The 21273-nt window shown below is 48.2% G+C and carries 9 protein-coding genes and 8 pseudogenes; 5 read left to right on the top strand and 12 right to left on the bottom strand.

The genetic code is table 11. The annotated features are described in order from the left end of the window. Nucleotides 1-71: 71 nt before the first annotated feature. The gene (locus JCM16496_RS07560; RefSeq protein WP_025833331.1) at nucleotides 72-758 is read right to left on the bottom strand and encodes an energy transducer TonB; all 687 of its coding nucleotides are present in this window, start codon (nucleotides 756-758) and stop codon (nucleotides 72-74) included. A gap of 262 nt (nucleotides 759-1020) precedes the next feature. Here JCM16496_RS07560 and cmk point away from each other — a divergent pair, with 262 nt between their 5' ends. The 3 genes and pseudogenes from cmk to pfkA all read left to right on the top strand — a co-directional run bounded on the left by cmk (nucleotide 1021) and on the right by pfkA (nucleotide 3830). After that, entirely contained in the window at nucleotides 1021-1722 is a 702-nt protein-coding gene (gene cmk, locus JCM16496_RS07555; protein ID WP_025833329.1) for a (d)CMP kinase, read from the top strand. Between the two features lie 123 nt (nucleotides 1723-1845). Continuing rightward, nucleotides 1846-2711, top strand: a pseudogene (locus tag JCM16496_RS07550) (4-hydroxy-3-methylbut-2-enyl diphosphate reductase). A gap of 138 nt (nucleotides 2712-2849) precedes the next feature. Then, a complete protein-coding gene (pfkA, locus tag JCM16496_RS07545; protein ID WP_025833328.1) occupies nucleotides 2850-3830 on the top strand; it encodes a 6-phosphofructokinase in 981 nt (326 codons plus the stop codon). A 168-nt stretch (nucleotides 3831-3998) separates the two neighbouring features. Here pfkA and JCM16496_RS07540 read toward each other — a convergent pair. From JCM16496_RS07540 to JCM16496_RS07515, 6 genes and pseudogenes are all read right to left on the bottom strand, one after another. Next, nucleotides 3999-4836, bottom strand: a pseudogene (locus tag JCM16496_RS07540) (SDR family oxidoreductase). Nucleotides 4837-4872: 36 nt separating this feature from the next. Continuing rightward, on the bottom strand, nucleotides 4873-6096 hold the full coding sequence (locus JCM16496_RS07535) for an NADH:flavin oxidoreductase (RefSeq protein ID WP_008664036.1): 1224 nt from the start codon (nucleotides 6094-6096) through the stop codon (nucleotides 4873-4875). Between the two features lie 65 nt (nucleotides 6097-6161). Continuing rightward, nucleotides 6162-6932 (bottom strand): DUF1295 domain-containing protein, encoded by a 771-nt coding sequence (locus tag JCM16496_RS07530; protein ID WP_005827144.1) that lies wholly within the window; start codon nucleotides 6930-6932, stop codon nucleotides 6162-6164. A 138-nt stretch (nucleotides 6933-7070) separates the two neighbouring features. Further along, nucleotides 7071-8413 (bottom strand): annotated as a pseudogene (locus JCM16496_RS07525) (citrate/2-methylcitrate synthase). A 12-nt stretch (nucleotides 8414-8425) separates the two neighbouring features. Then, nucleotides 8426-9586 (bottom strand): NADP-dependent isocitrate dehydrogenase, encoded by a 1161-nt coding sequence (icd, locus tag JCM16496_RS07520; RefSeq protein WP_025833319.1) that lies wholly within the window; start codon nucleotides 9584-9586, stop codon nucleotides 8426-8428. Nucleotides 9587-9589: 3 nt separating this feature from the next. Continuing rightward, nucleotides 9590-11831: pseudogene (locus tag JCM16496_RS07515) on the bottom strand (aconitate hydratase). A gap of 132 nt (nucleotides 11832-11963) precedes the next feature. Between JCM16496_RS07515 and JCM16496_RS07510 the strand changes: the two are divergent. Beyond that, a pseudogene (locus JCM16496_RS07510) lies at nucleotides 11964-13851 on the top strand (AAA domain-containing protein). A gap of 169 nt (nucleotides 13852-14020) precedes the next feature. Here the strand turns inward: JCM16496_RS07510 and ilvC are convergent. From ilvC to ilvD, 5 genes and pseudogenes are all read right to left on the bottom strand, one after another. Further along, nucleotides 14021-15064 (bottom strand): ketol-acid reductoisomerase, encoded by a 1044-nt coding sequence (gene ilvC, locus JCM16496_RS07505; RefSeq protein ID WP_005833131.1) that lies wholly within the window; start codon nucleotides 15062-15064, stop codon nucleotides 14021-14023. Nucleotides 15065-15114: 50 nt separating this feature from the next. Further along, nucleotides 15115-15863 (bottom strand): annotated as a pseudogene (locus tag JCM16496_RS07500) (acyl-[acyl-carrier-protein] thioesterase). Next, on the bottom strand, nucleotides 15863-16423 hold the full coding sequence (ilvN, locus tag JCM16496_RS07495) for an acetolactate synthase small subunit (RefSeq protein WP_025833317.1): 561 nt from the start codon (nucleotides 16421-16423) through the stop codon (nucleotides 15863-15865). Before ilvN ends, JCM16496_RS07500 begins: the two are co-directional and overlap by 1 nt. Nucleotides 16424-16531: 108 nt before the next feature. Beyond that, nucleotides 16532-18191: pseudogene (ilvB, locus tag JCM16496_RS07490) on the bottom strand (biosynthetic-type acetolactate synthase large subunit). A 180-nt stretch (nucleotides 18192-18371) separates the two neighbouring features. Then, nucleotides 18372-20172, bottom strand: a pseudogene (ilvD, locus tag JCM16496_RS07485) (dihydroxy-acid dehydratase). A 489-nt stretch (nucleotides 20173-20661) separates the two neighbouring features. Between ilvD and JCM16496_RS07480 the strand changes: the two are divergent. Then, nucleotides 20662-21234: an FKBP-type peptidyl-prolyl cis-trans isomerase gene (locus JCM16496_RS07480; protein ID WP_005833142.1), complete on the top strand. Its 573-nt coding sequence runs from the start codon at nucleotides 20662-20664 to the stop codon at nucleotides 21232-21234. Nucleotides 21235-21273 lie beyond the last annotated feature (39 nt).

The raw sequence follows: 21273 nt of genomic DNA, 5'->3' as shown, positions 1-21273 counted from the left end.
AGAATTTAGGAAATAGCGGATAATGAAAAGAGGCTGCATTCCGGCAGCCTCTCCCACTTATAGATATTTTATTACTGCAATCTAAACATTACAGGCACGGTATACTTAACGCGAACGGGTTTACCACGCTGCATACCGGGTTTCCACTTCGGCATGCCCATAATCACGCGGACAGCTTCTTTGTCCAAATACGGGTCAACGCCTCTCAGAACTTTAGCATCTACGATACTACCGTCCTTATTAACCACGAACTGTACAGTTACACGGCCTTGAGTTCCGTTTTCCTGTGCAATAGTAGGATATTTAATGTTCTTGCTCAGATACTGCATCAAACCAGCCATCCCCCCATTCGGGAACTCAGGCATCTGTTCTACCACCTCGAAAATAGTCTGTTCTTCCGGTTCTTCCTCTTCCACTGCTACGGGAACATATTTGATTTCCACAGCCTGGTTCAATTCTTCAGAAGATACAATGGCGGTTTCTTCCACGTCAGCATCGTCTTCAACGATAGTCAACGTTTCAGCAATTGAAGGGGCCTCGGGAGGCGGAGGAGTAACCTGCTCCGGCTGTTCTGTAATAGGGATGATTTCCTCTTCAAAAAACAAGTCGGTAATAGCCTGACTCGTGTCAATCTTGATGTCACGCTTTGTCCACTCGAACGCAACAAACATGAAAGCGAGCACGATTACATAACCGACAAGCAGCCAAGTCGACTTCTTACTCTCCAGGTCTGCCTTAGGTGATTTCTTAATTTCCATAATTTATAATATAATTTTAGTGTTTCTCATTTGGGGCAAATATAGCACTTTTCCCAAGAATGTTCACGCTCTGCTGTTTTTTTTTACACAATAGGCGTTCCATTTTCATTTTTTTAATCCTTCAAAAGCCTTCACGTGCTTTTGTGCCACAAATGTAACGAGATATTTTAAAAATACCGTATCTTTGGCAAGAATTTTAAATGAAATATTGAAATTTTCTGTTTTGCAGGTGTTATACCTATATAACTATAGCATAAAAGTCATGAAAAAGATAACAATAGCAATCGACGGCTTTTCCTCTTGCGGAAAAAGCACTATGGCCAAAGACCTCGCCCGCGAAATCGGTTACATATATATAGATAGCGGTGCCATGTATCGGGCAGTAACATTATATAGTATAGAGAATGGTATTTTCCTGGGTGACCGTATAGACACCGAAAAGCTGAAAAGCCGAATAAAGGATATACATATTTCTTTCCACCTGAACCCCGAAACCGGACGCCCTGACACCTACCTGAACAAAGTAAATGTAGAAAACAAAATCCGTACCATGGAAGTGTCTTCACGTGTCAGTCCCATTGCAACATTGGATTTCGTGCGCGAAGCCATGGTGGCACAGCAACAAGAGATGGGCAAGGCCAAGGGTATCGTTATGGACGGGCGCGACATCGGCACTACCGTTTTCCCGGATGCCGAGCTGAAAATTTTTGTAACCGCCACCCCCGAGATACGGGCACAACGCCGCTATGACGAACTGAAGGCCAAAGGGGAAGAGGCCAGCTTTGACGAAATTCTGGCAAATGTGAAACAACGGGACTATATTGACCAAAACCGGGAGGTAAGCCCGCTGCGCAAAGCTTCTGACGCTTTATTGTTGGACAACAGCCACCTGACTATTTCCCAACAAAAGGAATGGCTGGCCGAACAATTCGAACGGGTTATTACAGAAATAGGAAAAAAATAAAAACTGTTTTCACCAACCTGCTCCCTATCCCCTCCCTACCTGCTCCCTACATGCTCCGTATCGGGCCTTTCCCTATAGACACGGAGCAGACACGGTGAGGACAAGGAGAAAACAAGAGTATATATGGCAAAAGTAGAAATAGACGAAGGCTCCGGCTTCTGTTTCGGAGTTGTCACCGCAATAAACAAGGCAGAAGAGGAACTGGCGAAAGGAGGAACCCTCTATTGTCTGGGAGACATCGTGCACAACAGCCGTGAAGTGGAACGCCTGAAGGCAATGGGCTGATTACCATCAACCATGAGGAATTCAACCACCTCCACAACGCCAAGGTGCTGCTCCGTGCTCATGGAGAGCCCCCTGAAACTTATGACATTGCCCGCCGCAACAATATAGAAATCATTGACGCAACCTGCCCGGTCGTACTCCGCCTGCAAAAGAAGATTAAGCAAGAGTACGTCCAGGAAGACAACCGCGACAAGCAAATTGTCATCTATGGCAAAAATGGACACGCTGAAGTACTGGGGCTGGTAGGACAAACCACCGGAAAGGCCATCGTCATCGAAAAGCCGGAAGAGGCAAGGAAACTGGATTTCAACAAAGACATCCGTCTCTACTCCCAGACCACAAAGTCGCTGGACGGATTTCAAGACATCGTGAAATACATAGAGGGGCATATCTCGCCGAAAGTCACATTCGAGTCCTATGACACCATCTGCCGGCAAGTGGCAAACCGGATACCCAATATCCGGAAATTTGCAGCTGCCCATGACTTGATATTCTTTGTCAGCGGCAAAAAAAGCTCCAACGGCAAGATGCTGTTCAGCGAATGCAAAAAGGTCAACGCCAACTCACACTTGATAGACAGCGCCGAAGAGATAGACAGCTCTTTGCTTGCAAATGCAGACTCCATAGGTGTCTGCGGGGCCACTTCTACCCCCAAGTGGCTGATGGAAGAGATTTCAGAGGCCATCAAGTCAAAACTTAAATAACAGTTTGTCATCCTTTTGGAACAGCAAATTAACGTAATTTATTAGTCACCGCCTCAGCTTTTTACTATCTTTGCGGCATGAAAAAATAGTCCAAGTCTATTTTTCATATGATTATTAATACTAAACAAAAAGATTGTTATGGGAACAGTTAAGTGCATTGGTATCTTGACATCAGGAGGTGATGCTCCGGGAATGAACGCGGCCATACGTGCCGTGACACGCTGTGCTATTTACAACGGACTTTCAGTTAAAGGTATATATAGAGGTTACAAAGGTTTGGTAACCGGCGAAATCAAAGAATTCAAAAGCCAGAATGTCAGCAACATCATCCAGCTGGGTGGCACAATCCTGAAGACAGCCCGCTGCAAAGAGTTCACTACTCCCGAGGGCCGCCAGATTGCTTACGACAACATGAAGAAAGAAGGCATTGACGCCTTAGTGGTTATCGGAGGCGACGGTTCGCTGACCGGTGCACGCATCTTTGCACAAGAGTTTGACGTGCCTTGTATCGGGCTGCCGGGAACTATCGACAATGACCTTTATGGAACAGATACCACTATCGGTTACGACACCGCGCTGAACACTATCCTGGATGCCGTGGACAAAATCCGTGATACAGCCACTTCCCATGAGCGCTTGTTTTTCGTAGAAGTCATGGGACGCGATGCCGGTTTCCTCGCTCTGAACGGTGCCATCGCCTCCGGAGCAGAAGCAGCCATTATCCCGGAATTCAGTACGGAAGTGGACCAACTGGAAGAATTCATCAAGAACGGTTTCCGGAAATCCAAGAACAGCAGTATCGTACTGGTAGCCGAGAGTGAACTGACCGGCGGTGCCATGCACTATGCAGAGCGTGTAAAGAACGAATACCCCCAATATGACGTACGCGTAACCATCCTCGGTCACTTGCAACGCGGTGGTAGCCCTACGGCACACGACCGTATCCTTGCCAGCCGTCTGGGCGCAGCCGCCATCGACGCCATCATGGAAGGACAGCGCAATGTCATGATAGGCATTGACCACGATGAAGTGGTATACGTTCCCTTCACGAAAGCCATCAAAAATGACAAGCCCATCAAGAAAGACCTTGTAAATGTATTGAGAGAACTTTCTATCTGATGACAGACTGTTCAGACACTCCATAAAGGTAGATGTAATGCTTTCTTTCAGGCGCGGATTACACGGAATTCACGGATTCAATAAAATAAATCCGCGTTATTTCGCGTAATCCGCGCCTAAAATTATAACATAAAGGAAGTACTTATATACTTTTGACCCTCTTGTTTTTTACAACCATTTCTTCACTATACTTTCCGTCCTCTCCCACAGTTCTTCCATCTGCACATGCCGGGTGTACTTCTCCGAAAGAGGCTTGGGACGGCAACTGGCATTCAATGTACCGTACGTTTACCGGCATCCTCATCCAGCAATAAGCCGACAGCCGTTGCAGCTCCTTACGGGGAGTACGGATAAAAGGCCTGAAAAGTATATCTGTCAGCGGGTCAAACCACATATGCATGGTGATGATATTGGTAGACACAATCCCCGGGTCGGCCGCATTCACAACAATACCTTTGTGCTTGATGCGACTGGCCAAGTCGATGGTGAACAGAGTCAATGCCAGCTTCGTGTTGCTATATATAGGAATGCGCCAAAAGTCCCCCTTCCTTCCCCGGAGGAAAAAATCCGGAAAGTCAAGATGACCGATGGCATACGTACAAGATACCATATTCACAATACGGCTCCCCGCTCCCATCAATGGCAGCAGCTTGCGGGTCAGCAGGTAAGGCCCTACATAATTGACACTCACCGTCCGTTCCAGTCCGTCTTCGGTAATGCGGCGTTCCGTTTCCATGGTTCCGGCATTGTTCATCAGCAACGCCAACGGCTCTCCCCGCTTCAACAGATGCTCTGCAAATGCGGCCACTGAAGCCAGAGATGCCAAATCAATGGGAGCAGTCTCAATACACGGATTACCGGTTTCACGCATCAGCAGTTGCCGCTTGGGTTCGGCAGCTTGGGGGTCACGGCATGCCATGATGACCTGATAGCCGGCAGTTGCCACTGCGCGGGTAATTTCCATGCCCATGCCACCGTCTGCCCCGGTTATAACAGCTAAATTCACTTTGATAATTAAAAATTGAAAATTAAAAACTAAAAATCAGCCTTTGGCTTCGATTTTCTCTATCTCCCTTTTCAGGCAAGGCGGAAGTTCCTCCTTCAAATGCTGATGGCATGCCATCTCGATGGAATACATCCGGGCAATGCAATAATTACTATGCCGGCAGTTGCAACGTGCATTCTCTTCGGCACGCATGCGGTTGACGAACCCCGGCTCATTGAGCAGAGCGCGCGCCATTTGCACAGCCTCGAAGCCGTCATCCAGCACCTCATCTATCTTGTCCCTGGAAACCAGGCCACCCACATAAACCAACGGTATCTTCAAGGCGGCACGGAATTTCAAGGCATCTTCCAGGAAATAAGCTTCCTTAAACGGTACGCTCGGTATCATCCATTTGCCTACCATGCGTACACCGTATTTCAACCACCAGCAGGTCATGTAATGCGTCATGCTGCGGATAGGCATTTCGCCCCGCATGACATACATCGGCGCCTTACTGACGAACCCACCGCTCAAGACCAGCGCATGTGCTCCCGACTGCTCCAGCCTCCGGGCCACCTGCATCGTCTCGTCCAGTTCCATCCCTCCACGGAAACCGTCGCGCATGTTCATCTTCACCAGCACAGCCATATCACTGCCGGCAGCCTTCATCACTTCTTCCATCACCATATCCATAAAACGCATACGGTTCTGCAACGAGCCTCCGAACTCGTCTTTCCGATGGTTGGTAGACGGGGACAAGAACTGGCTGATGAGATAGCCATGCCCTGCATGAATCTCTACAGAATCAAATCCGGCCTCCCGTGCCAGATTCACCGAACGTCCATAAGCACGCGCCATCTCCGGCAGTTCATCGGCACGCAGTCCGCGCACAAAGGTAGGAGAGTAAAGATTGAAACCGGAAGATGCACCGACGGGCATACAACCGCAAATGCTTTTATGGGACATATTGCCACAGTGTCCCAACTGGATGCCTGCCGCTGCTCCCTCCGCATGTATGGCATCAGTCAGCCTACGGAGTCCGGGGATAATCTCAGGACGCATCCACAACTGGCGGTCAAAAGACAAACCGCTCTGAGTAACTGCCGCATAAGCAACAGTAGTCATACCTATACCGCCCGCCGCTACCGACCGATGATAGTCGAGCAACATGTCCGACGGAGCGTTTCCGGGACACATGCTCTCGAAAGCAGCCGAACGGATGGTACGGTTACGCAAGGTCAACGGTCCGAAAGTGACGGGGGTGAATAACTTGGATTCCATCGTTATGAGTTATGAGTTATAAGTTATGAATTATTCATTTTCCATTTTCAACTTTCCATTTTCCATTAATAAAGAAATGGAATGATGCGTTTGCGCTTTCCTACCGCCTCATCACCAAACTCCTCCCGATAACGGCGGTGAATGGCATCGGCACGGGGAACAAGGTTGGCAAACGTCCACCAGACGAACACCCAGGCAGCGGGAGAGGCTGTGAGTATGGCAAATCCCGTCCATTCCACCAGCTCACCGAAGTAATTGGCAGAAGTGACGTATCGGTAAAGTCCTTTTCCGGGAAGATAATGCTTCGTATCACCCGGCCTGCGCAGATGACGTATCACATAGTCGGAATGCAAATTGACGAACATACCCGCAAAAAACAGAATGATTCCCAACAAGGCATGAGGTTTCAGCAAATAGGCCCAGCCATCGGCATACAAGCCTTCGGGAGCGAAATAGAACAAACCGCCCGCCTGCATCATCCCGTTCAAAAGGTTGAAAACGATACCCATCGCCATAATAGCTACCGGCATCCGGCTTTTACCTTTCAGCAGAAACGGAAAAATAAAGGCCCGCTGAAGATAGTGCAACTGAAACAGCAGGAAGAAGAAATATACCGGCACAGCAAATCCCGCTCCACTCTTCCCCCACAATCCAAACATGACGATGAATACCGGCGCTTCCATAAGCACCCACGCCAGTTTATTATTGATGGAGATTCCCCACGAGGCAGTACGGAACATGCCATAACCCGCTTTGACAAAATAGAGTGCAATAAAGACAACCAATGCCACAGCACTCATTACCCACAGAAATATCTGAAAAGTTTCTTGATTCATAGTTCTTTATTTATGCGAAGCAAAGATAAAGAAAACTCACAACAAACAAATCGTTTTCCCCGGATAATTGTTTTTTCATGCAAAAACCAGCGTTTTTTACTGAGAAGATTAAGCAGTAGAGATACGAAAGTCCAATCCTTACCGTTTCTTAATGGGCACATAAGTCACCTCATCCAAAACATTCTTATAGGCAGGACGGATAATACGCTTGCCTTCGAAGTTCAATTCTTCATTGCGATGTGCACACCAACCGACAATACGTGCCATGGCGAACAAAGGCGTGAAGATTTCCTGCGGCAGCCCAATCATCTCGTAAACAAAGCCCGAATAGAAATCCACATTGCTCGAAACCGTCTTGCCATTATTCTTCACACGGCCAAACACATCAATGGCACGCTCCTCGAGCAGTTCAAGGAAAGCGAACTCGCGTTCTTTCCCTTTTTCGCGGGCAAGGTCGCGGGCAAGCTCCTTCAGCAGAATGGCGCGCGGGTCGGAAATGGTATAGACGGCATGTCCGATACCATATATCAAGCCGGTCTTGTTATAGGCTTCCTTGTTGAGCATGCGGGTGAAGTAAGTATCAATCTCATCCACGTTCGTCCAGTCCTGAATGTTTTCCTGCAGATGGTGGAACATATCGGCAACCTGGATATTGGCACCTCCGTGAAGCGGCCCTTTCAAGGAACCGATACCTGCCGCTATCGAAGAGTAAGTATCCGTCCCGGTAGAAGAAGTGACGCGTACGGTAAAAGTGGAGTTGTTACCACCACCGTGCTCGGCCTGAAGAACCAGCAGCAGGTCGAGCGTGCGGGCATCCAGTTCCGTGTAGTCCTTCTTCAGCATATAGAGGAAATTCTCGGCAATGGAAAGGTTTTCCTGCGGATGGCGGATATGCAGTGAACGGCCGTGGGTGGCATGGCGAAGCATGTTATAGGCATACGCAATGATGGTCGGGAATTTCGAAATAAGCTCAATGCTCTGCCGCATCAGATTATCGCGGGAAGTGTCATCTGCATCAGGGTCAAAACGATACATCTCGAGCACGCTGCGCGCCAGGATGTTCATAATGTTGTTTCCTTCAAGTTCGATGATATTCATCTTGGTCTTCTGCTCCAGCGGCATGTTGTCGTTGATGAGTTCACGGAAAGAAGAGAGCTCTTCCTTGTCGGGCAGGCGACCGGAAAGCAATAAGTAGGCAATTTCCTCAAAACCGAAACGCTTCTCTTTGATGATGGCGTGTGCCAAGTCATCCACATCATAACCGCGGTAGAACAATTTGCCGGGAATAGGCTTCAGCCTCCACCGGGGATGCGTTCATAGCCGACCACATTGCCTATTTTGGTCAACCCCACCAAGACTCCCGTGCCGTCCTCATTACGCAAACCGCGCTTCACATCAAACTTCCTGAACAGTTCGTTCTCAATCCGGGTAGCTTCCTTCAAATCTTCGGAAAGCTTGTAAATCAGATACTCCTTCTTCATAATCGTTTCGTTTTATTCGTTATTTCCATTTTCTATTCTTCCTACAATCTCCCGGGTGAAAGCCGAAGTGGACAGCGAGACGCCACCCGGCATAAAACGGGCCAAGTCGGCAGTAGCACGGGCTTCAGTGAAACTTTGCTCCAAAGCTTTCTCTATAAGAGAGGCTGCTTCCTTCCAACCCAGATATTCAAGCATCATCACAGCGGAAAGGATGATGGAACACGGATTCACAATGTCTTTCCCGGCAATGTTCGGAGCCGTCCCGTGAGTAGCCTCAAAAATGGCATGCCCCGTTTTATAGTTGATATTCGCACCCGGTGCAATGCCGATGCCGCCTACCATGGCAGCCAGTTGGTCGGACACATAATCGCCGTTCAGATTCAACGTGGCAATCACGGAATATTCTTCGGGGATAAGCAACGTGTTCTGCAAGAATGCATCGGCAATGCAGTCCTTGATGACCAGACGCCCTTCTGCCAGCTCTTTACCAAACTCACGTTCCGCCAGTTCGTACCCCCACTTCTTGAAGCCGCCTTCCGTAAATTTCATGATGTTTCCTTTGTGTACCAACGTCACGGAAGGCAGATGATGCTCAAGGGCGTATTGGCAGGCGGCACGCACCAAGCGCTCTGTTCCTTCTCTTGAAACGGGCTTCACGCCAAACGAGGAGGTTTCGGGAAAACGGACTTTCGTCACCCCCATGTCATCATGGAGAAAACGATAGAACTTTTCAGCCTCCGGAGTTCCGGCTTCCCATTCGATGCCTGCATAAATATCCTCGGTATTCTCACGGAATACGCACATATCCACCTTCTGCGGCTCTTTGAGTGGAGAAACAATGCCTTTATACCAACGTACCGGACGTTGGCAGACATACAAATCGAGCGTCTGACGCAAGGCTACGTTCAAGGAACGGATACCTCCGCCGACGGGAGTTGTCAAAGGACCTTTGATGCCCACCTTATAGGTGCGGAAGGCTTCCATGGTTTCGTCCGGCAACCAGGAACCGGTTTCGTGGAAGGCACGTTCTCCTGCCAGCACTTCTTTCCATTCAATGCCACGCCGGTCACCATAGGATTTCTTGACAGCGGCATTCACGACAGCCTGCATGGATGGGGTCACTTCTGCTCCCACCCCATCGCCGGTAATAAAAGGTACAGTTATTTTTTCCATATTCTATCTTGCATTAAGTGCAGAACCGGCCCGGAACCAGGCTATCTGCTGTTCGTTATACGTATGTTGTACTTCAAAACTTTCTTTACTCCCGTCCTCGTGATGAAGAACCACCTTCAAAGTGCGTCCCGGAGCAAAATCTTTCAGCCCCATGACAGAAATCAGATCGCGTTCCCGAATCTTGTCATAATCGGCCTTATCCGTAAAGGTCAGCGCCAACATGCCTTGTTTCTTTAAATTCGTCTCATGGATACGGGCAAAGCTTTTCGCCAAAATGACGCGTACATTCAGGAAGCGTGGTTCCATGGCAGCATGCTCACGGCTGGAACCTTCACCATAATTCTCTTCGGCAACGACAATGGAAGGGATGCCTTCGGATTTATACAATTTCGCCGTGCCTGACACCGTTCCATAGGTATTGGTAGAGCGATTCCAGACACTATTCGTCTCTCCATTGAAAGCATTGACAGCTCCCATCAGCATATTATCCGAAATATTCTCCAGATGTCCTCGGAAACGGAGCCATGGCCCTGCCATGGAAATGTGGTCGGTGGTACATTTCCCCTGCACTTTAATCAATAAAGGCATATTCAGCAAATCCATGCCATCCCAGGCAGGGAAGGGAGACAGCAGTTGCAAGCGCTGTGAATGAGGATTGACCGTAATTTCCGTCTGTCCTTTACCTGGAGCAATGTATCCTTCCTTTCCTCCTATAAACCCGTGTGCCGGCAGTTCTTCACCGACCGGTTCGGACAGTTTCACAACCTCCCCTTTGGCATTGACCAGCGTATCCCTCAACGGGTCGAAACAAAGGTCACCGGCAATGGTCAACGCCATCGTTATCTCCGGGGAGCGACGTAAGCAAAAGTGTTGGGATTTCCATCGGCACGTTTGGCAAAATTACGGTTAAAAGAGGTGACGATGGAATTTTTGCGTTCGGGGTCATCAGTATGGCGTTTCCACTGGCCAATACAAGGTCCGCAGGCATTCGCCATTATCGTTGCGCCAATATCTTCGAAAGCGGCAATCATGCCATCGCGTTCAGCAGTGGCACGTATCTGCTCCGAACCGGGGTTGACAATCAGCGGAGAAGCAACTTTCAAATTCTTTTCCTTTACCTGCCGTGCAAGGGAGGCCGCGCGGCTCAAATCCTGATAGGACGAATTGGTGCACGACCCTATCAGGCCGACTTCCATCCGGCGGGGATAGTTATTGGTTATCACTACCTCGGCAAATTTCGATATCGGTGTTGCTGCATCCGGCGTAAAGGGTCCGTTGATATACGGTTCCAATAGCGAGAGGTCCATTTCAATGATGCGGTCGTAATATTTTTCCGGATTTGCCAGCACTTCGTCGTCGGCGCGAAGGTCGGCAGCTACGGAAGCAGCCATTTTTGCCACTTCTTCACGTCCGGTAGCCTTCAAATAAGTACCCATGCGCTCATCGTAAGGGAAAAGGGAGGTAGTCGCCCCCACTTCTGCCCCCATATTGCAGATAGTAGCCTTTCCAGTGGCAGACAATGAAGCTGTTCCCGGTCCGAAATATTCAATGATGGCATTGGTTCCCCCTTTTACAGTAAGAATACCCGCCAACTTCAGAATAACATCTTTGGGAGCTACCCAGCCACTCAATTTACCCTTCAAGTGTACGCCTATCAGACGCGGCATTTTCAGTTCCCATTCCATGCCGGTCATCACATCCACCGCATCAGCCCCCCCACGCCAATGGCCACCATGCCCAAACCTCCGGCATTGGGCGTATGAGAGTCCGTGCCTACCATCATTCCACCCGGAAATGCGTAGTTCTCCAATACCACCTGGTGAATAATGCCTGCCCCCGGCTGCCAAAAACCTATGCCATAGCGGGAGGAAACATCACGGAGAAAATTATAGACCTCCTCGTTGGTCTTCGTAGCAGTCGCAATATCTTCTTTTGCACCTTTATATGCTTGAATCAAATGGTCACAGTGCACAGTGGAAGGCACGGCAACCTGCTCACGACCTGCATTCATAAATTGCAATAAGGCCATTTGGGCCGTTGCATCCTGCATGGCCACACGGTCGGGACGGAAATTCACATAGTCTTCTCCCCGTCTGTAGTTCTTCACTTTATCCTCATCATACAAATGAGCATACAAAATTTTCTCTGCTAAAGTCATCGGACGCCGCAATACATTCCGTACGCGTTCTATCTTCTCCGGATAAGCGGCATAAAACGCTTTGAGCATCGTTAAATCATACACCATAACCACTATTTTTTAGTTTTTCATTATTGTAAAGATTACAAATCAATATCATAAACAAATAAAAAGGCTGAATAGTTTAACAAAATAAAGCATTTTTTCCATCGGAAGCGAAGAATGATTACCTTTGCAACCATGAAAGAACAAGATTCCAATAGTCCTATTATTCACCTCCAGCAGCAACAACTTTTGCTGCGCATGGAATACGAATACGAAAAAGAGGATTTCAAACGCCAAACCGAAAACATGGGGGTTGCCCGGAAAGTGAAACGGGGACTTTGCTGGTATCCTGCCACTCCGGGACGAAGTTACTATAATTCACTGAATCAATTAGTAATAGAAATTACACACACAGAAAATACCGATATAGAACATAATTTTGAGTTCGGTCGTCCCGTATGTTTTTTCCGCCAGTCTGCCGATGGGAAAATAACTTATATGAACTTCACCGCTACCGTGAGCTATGCCGACGAAACGCGGATGGTAGTAGTTATGCCCGGCGCAGGTGCTATCATGGAAGTGCAGGGAGCGGACCACCTCGGCGTACAACTCTATTTCGATGAAACATCCTATCGGACCATGTTCGAAGCTTGGAAGATACGTTACGCTCCAAAGGCAACCGCCTGGCTGAATTGCGGGACATATTGCTGGGGACCTTGAAAGCCGGTTTCCGAGAGCTCTATCCCGTACGGTTTCCCTGGCTGAACTCCACGCAGGAGACGGCTGTAAACAAAGTGCTGTGTGCCCGCGACGTGGCCATTGTACACGGTCCTCCGGGAACCGGAAAAACGACCACCTTAGTGGAAGCCATCTACGAAACCCTGCATCGGGAACCGCAGGTGCTGGTATGTGCCCAAAGCAATACCGCCGTCGACTGGATTTCGGAAAAACTGGTGGACCGCGGCGTCAATGTCCTGCGTATCGGCAATCCGACCCGTGTCAACGACAAGATGCTTTCCTTTACTTACGAGCGCCGTTTCGAGAACCATCCGTTTTATCCGGAGCTGTGGAGCATCCGGAAAAATCTCCGTGAACTGGGCAGCCGTGCCCGCCGTGGCAGCTATGACGAACGCGAAGGAGTGCGTAGCCGTATGAGCGCCTGCGCGACCGCGCCACCGCATTGGAAATACAAATCAATGCAGAGCTTTTTGATGGGGCACACGTCATAGCCTCCACTCTGGTAAGCAGCAATCACCGGCTGCTGAACGGACGCCGTTTCGGCACCCTTTTCATTGATGAAGCAGCCCAGGCCTTAGAGGCTGCCTGCTGGATAGCTATCCGAAAGGCAGACCGCGTGGTGTTGGCGGGTGACCACTGCCAACTTCCGCCCACCATAAAATGCTACGAAGCTGCCCGTGGAGGTCTGGAACGAACATTGATGGAGAAAGTGGTGTCCAACAAACCTGCCGTTGTCTCTTTGCTGAAAGTGCAATACCGCATGCACGAGGAAATCATGAAATTTCCTTCCCAATGGTTTTATAATGGCGAGCTGGAAGCCGCTCCCGAAGTGCGTTACCGGGGCATCCTGGACTGGGATACCCCCATCCACTGGATTGACACCTCCGAAATGGATTTCAAAGAAGAATTTGTGGGAGAGACTTTCGGGCGTATTAATAAGGCGGAAGCGGACCTGCTCCTATCAGAACTGAAAATCTACATCAACCGTATCGGTGGCAGCCGCATTCTGGAAGAAAAAATAGACTTCGGCATCATCTCCCCTTACAAGGCACAAGTGCAATATCTCCGCAACAAGATAAAGGCAGACACTTCACTCAAGCCTTATCGCAGCTTGTTCACTGTAAATACGGTGGATGGCTTCCAAGGGCAAGAGCGCGATGTTATCTTCATCAGCCTTGTCCGTGCCAACGAAGAAGGGCAGATAGGATTCCTGAATGATTTAAGGAGAATGAATGTAGCCATCACCCGGGCACGTATGAAGCTGGTGATATTGGGAGAGGCAGAGACGCTGAAACATCACGGTTTTTACCGGAAGCTATTGGAGTTTATTCAAAATATAAAATAAATACTATCCTGATTCTCCTCCTCCAAGGAGGAGGAGTACCCGTAGGGGGAGGTGGTAGGGAGCACACAGATAGAGTTCTCATTTCACTCATAGCCTTATGACCTCTACCACCCCGCCCTACGGGCACCCCTCCTCCCAGGAGGAGGGGAATTGAGTTAGTATCAGCTGATTAATTGTTTTCCGGACGAAGTTTACGAACAGTAACAGCTGTCTGCCACATTTCGCTTTCACGCAAGGCTTTCAATTCTGCATTCAGCTTCTCACGATAATCAGGTTTGGAGTTGCTGTCGATAGAAATCTGAGCTTCGTTGCCCGACTTCACGCTGGCATACAATTTCTGTACAACCGGCTTGATGGCATCATGGAACGGGGTCATCCAATCCAGCGCACCACGCTGTGCCGTAGTAGAACAGTTGGCATACATCCAATCCATACCATTCTTGGCAAACAATGGCATCAAAGATTGAGTCAGCTCTTCCACAGTTTCATTGAATGCTTCAGAAGGAGTGTGACCGTTTTCGCGCAATACTTCATACTGAGCCAACAGTAATCCCTGGATAGCACCCATCAAGGAACCGCGTTCACCGGTCAAGTCGGAAGTGGCTTCGCGGATGAAAGTCGTCTCGAACAAGTAGCCGGAGCCGATACCGATACCCAGTGCAATCGTCTTGTCAAAAGCCTTGCCCGTAGCATCCTGATAGACGGCATATGATGAGTTCAAGCCACGACCCTCGAGGAACATGGTACGGAGTGAAGTACCGGAACCTTTGGGAGCAACCATAATAACATCAATATCTTTAGGAGGAACCACGCCGGTACGGTCGTTCCAAGTAATAGCAAAACCATGAGAAAAGTAAAGGGCCTTTCCGGGAGTCAAATAAGGTTTGATAGTCGGCCATACAGACATTACAGCTGCGTCAGACAACAGACACATGACGATAGTACCTTTCTGACAAGCCTCTTCGATGCCGAACAAAGTCTCACCCGGTACCCATCCGTCGGCCACAGCCTTTTCGTATGTCTTGCCCGGACGTTGTCCTACAATCACATTGAAACCGTTATCACGCAAGTTGCAAGCCTGGCCCGGGCCTTGTACGCCATAACCGATTACTGCAATTGTTTCATCTTTCAAAATCTCACGTGCTTTTTCCAAAGGAAATTCTTCGCGGGTCATTACATTCTCAATAACACCGCCAAAATTCAATTGTGCCATTTTTTGTTTTAATTTTTATTTGTGGCTTACGCCAACGTTGATAAATTTATTTATTTCTCTGTAAATATCACTTTAGAGCGACAGACCACTTCGCTGCCATTCTTTTTCACCTCCACATCGTAAACGCCCTCACCGGCATCATCCATGAACAAAGTCAACTCATCCCCATAATAGCTTTCGGCTACATATGCCATTTCAAAACGACGGATGCGCTTCTCCTTATACATCTCTATCGGGAACAAATCAAGGATATGCTCGATGTAACGGATGCTGTTCACATGCCCGTTAATGTCAATATCACTGTATTTGGCTACCAAAGCAGCAACCGGTTCCTTTGAGGCCACCTTTATCCGCGAAGGCTTTTCTATCGGGCAAGGTTCATCACAAACATAATCTACAATGCTGCCACTATGAAGAGCCAGCAAATCTGCCGGCTTACGGTATTCATGCTAATCATCGCCCAAACGGAACGTGCGTACCCAATCTTCTTGCCCTCCTTATCGATGATAGCGAAATTACGGTCTGTAAAAAGGCGATAGACATTCTCCACCCAAGTCTGAATGGAGAAATCTTCGTACTGATAAGGCATTTCATCCAGTTCGACAGCCAGACGGGACAATACCCAAGTATAATTGTCCTCGTTTAGAGTCGCGATGCCAAAACCGCGGTCGCTGGCATGGAAACCCGCACAATTCAACAAATGGTTGCCCAATACTCCCATTGTCAGCCGTCCGGTAAAGTCGACATGAAACGGTTCGGCAACAAACTTGTAGGTACCTATCTTATTGTTTTCGCTCATCATGATTCCTGGTGTTTACTTTGACGATATTTTGCTTCACGGTCCGCCAGATATTCATTGACACGCTCAAAGCAGCTGGTCGTAATGGCTACGCGACCCGAACGGACGAACTGAAGTACGCAATCCAACTGGCGCAACTCCTCATAAAGATTGGTTATTTCCTCACTCATGCCATTCTTCTCAACAATGGCAAATACAGCATTCACCTCCACAATACGGGCATTGTACTTACGGATTACTTTGGACACCTCCGGTTTTTCTTCCAGCGTGGGGGTCGTTATTTTATAGAGAGCAATCTCGTGCTGATAAATTTCATCATCCGTGAAATAATGGGCTTGCAGCACATCTATTTTCTTAGTAATCTGCTTGGTCACCTTTTCAATGGTATCCTTGTCCGTCCAAGCGGTAATGGTATATTTATGTACCCCTTTGATGGAGGAGGCCGATACATTTAAACTTTCGATGTTTATCTGCCGACGGGTAAACACAGCCGTCACCTGATTCAGCAAACCGGCAAAGTTTTCCGAATGAACAATGATTGTATATAATGTCTTATCCATGTCTTTTTAAATGAAGAATGATGAATGAAGAATTAAGAATACGGGAATGAAAGAGGTAGATTTCTCTGTGCCATTCTTCATTCTTAATTCTTCATTCTTAATTTATAGTTAGCATTCCAACAACATCTGATTGACCGAACCGCCCGGAGGTGTCATCGGCATTACATTTCCTTCTTCCTCCACACAAGCTTCGAGCAGGAACGGTCCGTCGGTTGCTATCATCTCGTCAATCGCTTTTGCCAGCTCCTCGCGGGTCATTACCCTGCGTGCAGGAATATCATATGCCGAGGCAATCTTCATATAATCCGGATTCATCATCGGAGTAAACGAATAACGACGATTGAAGAACATCGCCTGCCATTGACGAACATTGCCCAAGAAGTTATTGTTCAACAGAATCATCTTCACCGGCGCCTTTTGCTCCATGATGGTACCCAGTTCCTGCAGGTTCATCTGCAAGCCGCCGTCTCCCATGAATACGCATACCGTGCGGTCCGGACGTCCAAAAGTGGCACCGATAGCTGCCGGAAGGCCGAAGCCCATAGTACCCAGGCCACCGGAAGTAACAATGCTACGTTCCTTACTGTATTTGAAATAACGGGCGGACATCATCTGATTCTGCCGACATCAGTCACCAATATCGCCTCGTTATGGGTAGCCTCACTCACAGCACGCACCACCTCACCCATGCTTAGCGCTTTTCCTGCCGGATGTAATTCCGGACGGATTACCTTTTCCTCTTCCACTTCCTCGTATTGCCGGAAACTGTCAATCCATTCCTGATGGTTGGCGGGTTCCAGCAATTGGGTAACGGCAGCCAGTGTCTCTTTGCAATCTCCCAGGACAGCAACATCGGTCTTTACATTCTTATCTATTTCGGCAGGGTCAATATCAAAGTGGATAATCTTCGCCTGCTTGGCATATGTTTCCAATTTACCCGTCACACGGTCATCAAAGCGCATGCCTACGGCGATAAGGACATCACATTTATTAGTATTGATATTGGGCCCCAGGTTACCGTGCATACCAAGCATTCCTTTGTTCAACGGATGGTCCGTAGGCAATGCGGAAAGTCCCAACAAAGTGCATCCGGCAGGCATTCCGGCTTTCTCAATGAAAGCACGAAGTTCTTGCTGGGCTTCTCCCAGCTCCACGCCTTGTCCTACCAGCACCAAAGGCCGTTCCGCACCATTTATTAATTCAGCGGCCTGCCGTATGGCCTCCGGCTCCATTTCGGGAACGGGGAGATAGCTACGGACATAGTCCACCTTAGTAGGCACATATTCTGTTTTCTCCACTTGGGCGTTTTTAGCAAAATCCAGCACGACCGGTCCCGGACGTCCGCTCTTTGCCACATAGAAAGCACGTGCCACTGCCCAGGCCACATCTTCTGCACGACGAATCTGGTAACTCCATTTCGTGATAGGCTGGGTAATGCCTACCAAGTCCACTTCCTGAAACGCATCCGTACCCAGAAAGTTCGTCCCTACCTGGCCGGCAATGACAACGATAGGCGTACTGTCAATCATGCATCTGCAATGCCCGTGATAGTATTGGTAGCACCCGGTCCACTGGTAACCAGACAAACGCCAACCTCACCTGATACACGTGCAAAGCCTTGTGCCGCATGGGTGGCTCCTTGTTCATGGCGAACCAGGATGTGGTTCAGTTCCTTCCGGTGGTCGTATAAGGCATCGAATACCGGCATGATGCTCCCTCCCGGATAACCGAAAATAGTCTTTACTCCCTGATGCTCCAGAGAGCGCATCAATGCTTCTGCGCCTGTTATCAGAGCCTCACCCCGACCCTCTCCCAAGGAAAGAGGAAGAGTTACTCTTTTTATTATTATCAGCCATACTTTATCTATTCATTATATTTAAAAGCTCAATAGTAGCTTGAAAAATTTGTTTCATTCTCTCCTCCCCTCGCTTTCGGAAAGGGGGGGCTTTTAATCAATCAGCCTCACAGCCCCTTTGTCGGCAGAACTTACCATGCTTGCATATGCTTTCAATGCTTTGGACACCTCCCGGTTGCGGGTTACCGGAGTCATGGGGCGTGCAGCAAGCTCTTCATCCGTCAACTTCACATTGATAAAACGGTTCGGTATATCAATTTCAATAATATCCCCATCCTTAATCTTGCCGATATTACCACCGGCAGCCGCTTCGGGAGAAACATGCCCGATACTCAGTCCGGAAGTACCACCACTGAAACGCCCGTCGGTAATCAATGCACACTCCTTACCCAGATGGCGGGATTTGATATAAGAAGTAGGATAAAGCATCTCTTGCATACCCGGTCCGCCTTTCGGCCCTTCGTGAGTGATGACGACGACGTCTCCACTGACCACCTTTCCACCCAGAATACCGTCGCAAGCCGCATCTTGTGAGTCGAAGACTTTCGCCGGCCCCGTAAATTTCCAGATACTCTCGTCTACACCGGCAGTCTTGACAACGCACCCATCCTGAGCTATATTTCCTTTCAAAACCGCCAGACCGCCATCCTTGCTGTATGCATGTTCCAAATCACGGATACAACCGGTCGCACGGTCCGTATCGAGTTCCTTATAAGACGCATTTTGTGAGCCGAGTACCAGATTGAACTTTCCGGCTGCCGCACTGGAGTATTTCTTGATTGCCTCTTTACATACATCAGCTGGTAATACTATACCGGTCGATTGCCTCTGCCAACGTCATTCCATCCACACGGCGGACATTCGTATCGACCAATCCGCCCTTGGCAAGCTCATCCATGATGGCAATGATGCCACCGGCACGGTTAACGTCTTGTACATGATACTTTTGGGTATTGGGAGCCACCTTGCACAAGCAGGGAGTCTTGCGGGAGAGCATGTCGATGTCGTCCATCTTAAAATCCGCTCCGGCTTCGTGAGCCACAGCCAACAGATGAAGTACTGTATTAGTGGAACCGCCCATCGCAATATCCAGCGTCATGGCATTCAAAAATGCCTCGCGGGTAGCAATACTGCGCGGGAGTACGCTCTCATCCCCTTCTTCATAATATCTAAAGGCATTCTCTACAACCAGCTTGGCTGCATCCTCAAACAGTTTCTTGCGATTTTCGTGAGTGGCTACAATCGTGCCGTTACCGGGCAGTGCCAATCCAATCGCTTCATTCAGGCAGTTCATGGAATTAGCGGTAAACATGCCTGAGCAGCATCCGCAAGTGGGGCAGGCATGTTGCTCAATCTGTGCCACCTCTTTATCGCCCACACTTTCATCAGCAGATTTAATCATGGCATCAATCAAATCCAAATGCTGTCCGTTCCATTCCCCGGCTTCCATCGGACCGCCCGAAACAAACACAGTCGGAATGTTCAGTCTCATAGCCGCCATCAGCATCCCCGGAGTAATCTTGTCACAATTACTGATGCAAACCATAGCATCCGCCTTATGGGCATTTACCATATACTCCACACTATCGGCAATGATGTCCCTTGAAGGCAGGGAATAAAGCATACCGTCGTGCCCCATAGCGATGCCGTCGTCAATGGCAATCGTATTGAACTCCGCAGCAAAACACCCCAGCTTTTCAATTTCTTCCTTTACAAACTGGCCTATTTCGTGCAGGTGTACATGCCCGGGGACGAATTGTGTAAATGAATTGACTATAGCGATAATGGGCTTACCCATCTGTTCCTTCTTCATGCCATTCGCCGTCCACAATGCACGGGCTCCCGCCATGCGGCGACCTTGTGTGCTGAACGAGCTGCGTAACTGATGCTTCATTTTCAAATCTCCTTTTAATGAAAAAGCCTCTCCCACTATAGTGAGAAAGGCTTAATAAATTATCTTCTAACGTACGAATACATACATAACCTTTCTCACGCTCTTGATGCCACCACCACGACGCGAATAATATGCAGGACTGCCAGGTTAATAGATGTATGTAAATTCATAACTTAATTCTTCTTTTTTGTTTCAAACGTGCTGCAAAGGTAAGGGCTTTTTTATAATCTCCAAACAAATTGAAGAAAAAAATAAGATAAATATGAATAATCGTAAGAAAACATCGCTCTAAAATCCTATTTTATCACTTAACAGTTCTAAATAGAACCATTCAGACAGCCAATATAAATGTATTGCCAATCATTGAAACCATTTAATAATCTGAAAATTACCAAAGGCTCTCTACATCCCGAAACAAATAATTCGTATCTTTGTCTCTTCAAATACTCAAAAAACAGTATTTACTAATTAAATAAAGATAGAAAATTAATGGAAACAGTAGAAAACAAGTACATCACCGTAGCATATAAGCTGTACTCAATCGAAAACGGAGAAAAAGATTTCGAAGAAGAAGCACCCGTAGAGCATCCTTTCCAGTTTATCTCAGGTCTGGGAATGACACTCGAACCCTTTGAAGCCCAGATAAAAGACTTGCAGATAGGCGATAAATTCGACTTTACCATTCCGGCATCAGAAGCTTATGGTGAATATGACGACGACCATGTCATTGACCTCCCCAAAGAAATCTTCATGATAGAAGGAGAATTCGACAGCGACCGTGTAGTGGAAGGCGCCGTCATCCCCTTGATGACTTCTGAAGGTCAACGCATCAACGGAAGTGTAGTAGAAGTGAAGGAAGACGTGGTTGTAATGGACATGAATCATCCACTCGCCGGTTGTGATTTGAACTTTACCGGAGAAGTGGTGGAAAGCCGTCCGGCTACGAACGAAGAGCTTGCTGAAGTTGCCCGTATGATGGGTGGCGGTTGCGGCAGCTGCGGTTGTGGTGACTGTGGCGACGGATGCGGCGACCATGAATGTGGAGGTGGATGCTGCCACTAAAGAATTAAAAATTAAAGAATTAAAAATTAAAGAATCAGA

Origin of the sequence: Bacteroides rodentium JCM 16496, from assembly GCF_000614125.1 — a bacterium.
GTDB lineage: Bacteria > Bacteroidota > Bacteroidia > Bacteroidales > Bacteroidaceae > Bacteroides > Bacteroides rodentium.
This window is presented reverse-complemented; position numbering and strand designations above follow the sequence as displayed.

Bases quoted from the DNA above. Each gene is read 5' to 3' on its own strand.
- icd (WP_025833319.1), bottom strand. From the start codon at position 9,586: ATGGAAAAAATAACTGTACCTTTTATTACCGGCGATGGGGTGGGAGCA.
- JCM16496_RS07530 (WP_005827144.1), bottom strand. From the start codon at position 6,932: ATGAATCAAGAAACTTTTCAGATATTTCTGTGGGTAATGAGTGCTGTG.
- JCM16496_RS07560 (WP_025833331.1), bottom strand. From the start codon at position 758: ATGGAAATTAAGAAATCACCTAAGGCAGACCTGGAGAGTAAGAAGTCG.
- ilvC (WP_005833131.1), bottom strand. From the start codon at position 15,064: ATGGCACAATTGAATTTTGGCGGTGTTATTGAGAATGTAATGACCCGC.
- JCM16496_RS07480 (WP_005833142.1), top strand. From the start codon at position 20,662: ATGGAAACAGTAGAAAACAAGTACATCACCGTAGCATATAAGCTGTAC.
- pfkA (WP_025833328.1), top strand. From the start codon at position 2,850: ATGGGAACAGTTAAGTGCATTGGTATCTTGACATCAGGAGGTGATGCT.
- ilvN (WP_025833317.1), bottom strand. From the start codon at position 16,423: ATGGATAAGACATTATATACAATCATTGTTCATTCGGAAAACTTTGCC.
- cmk (WP_025833329.1), top strand. From the start codon at position 1,021: ATGAAAAAGATAACAATAGCAATCGACGGCTTTTCCTCTTGCGGAAAA.
- JCM16496_RS07535 (WP_008664036.1), bottom strand. From the start codon at position 6,096: ATGGAATCCAAGTTATTCACCCCCGTCACTTTCGGACCGTTGACCTTG.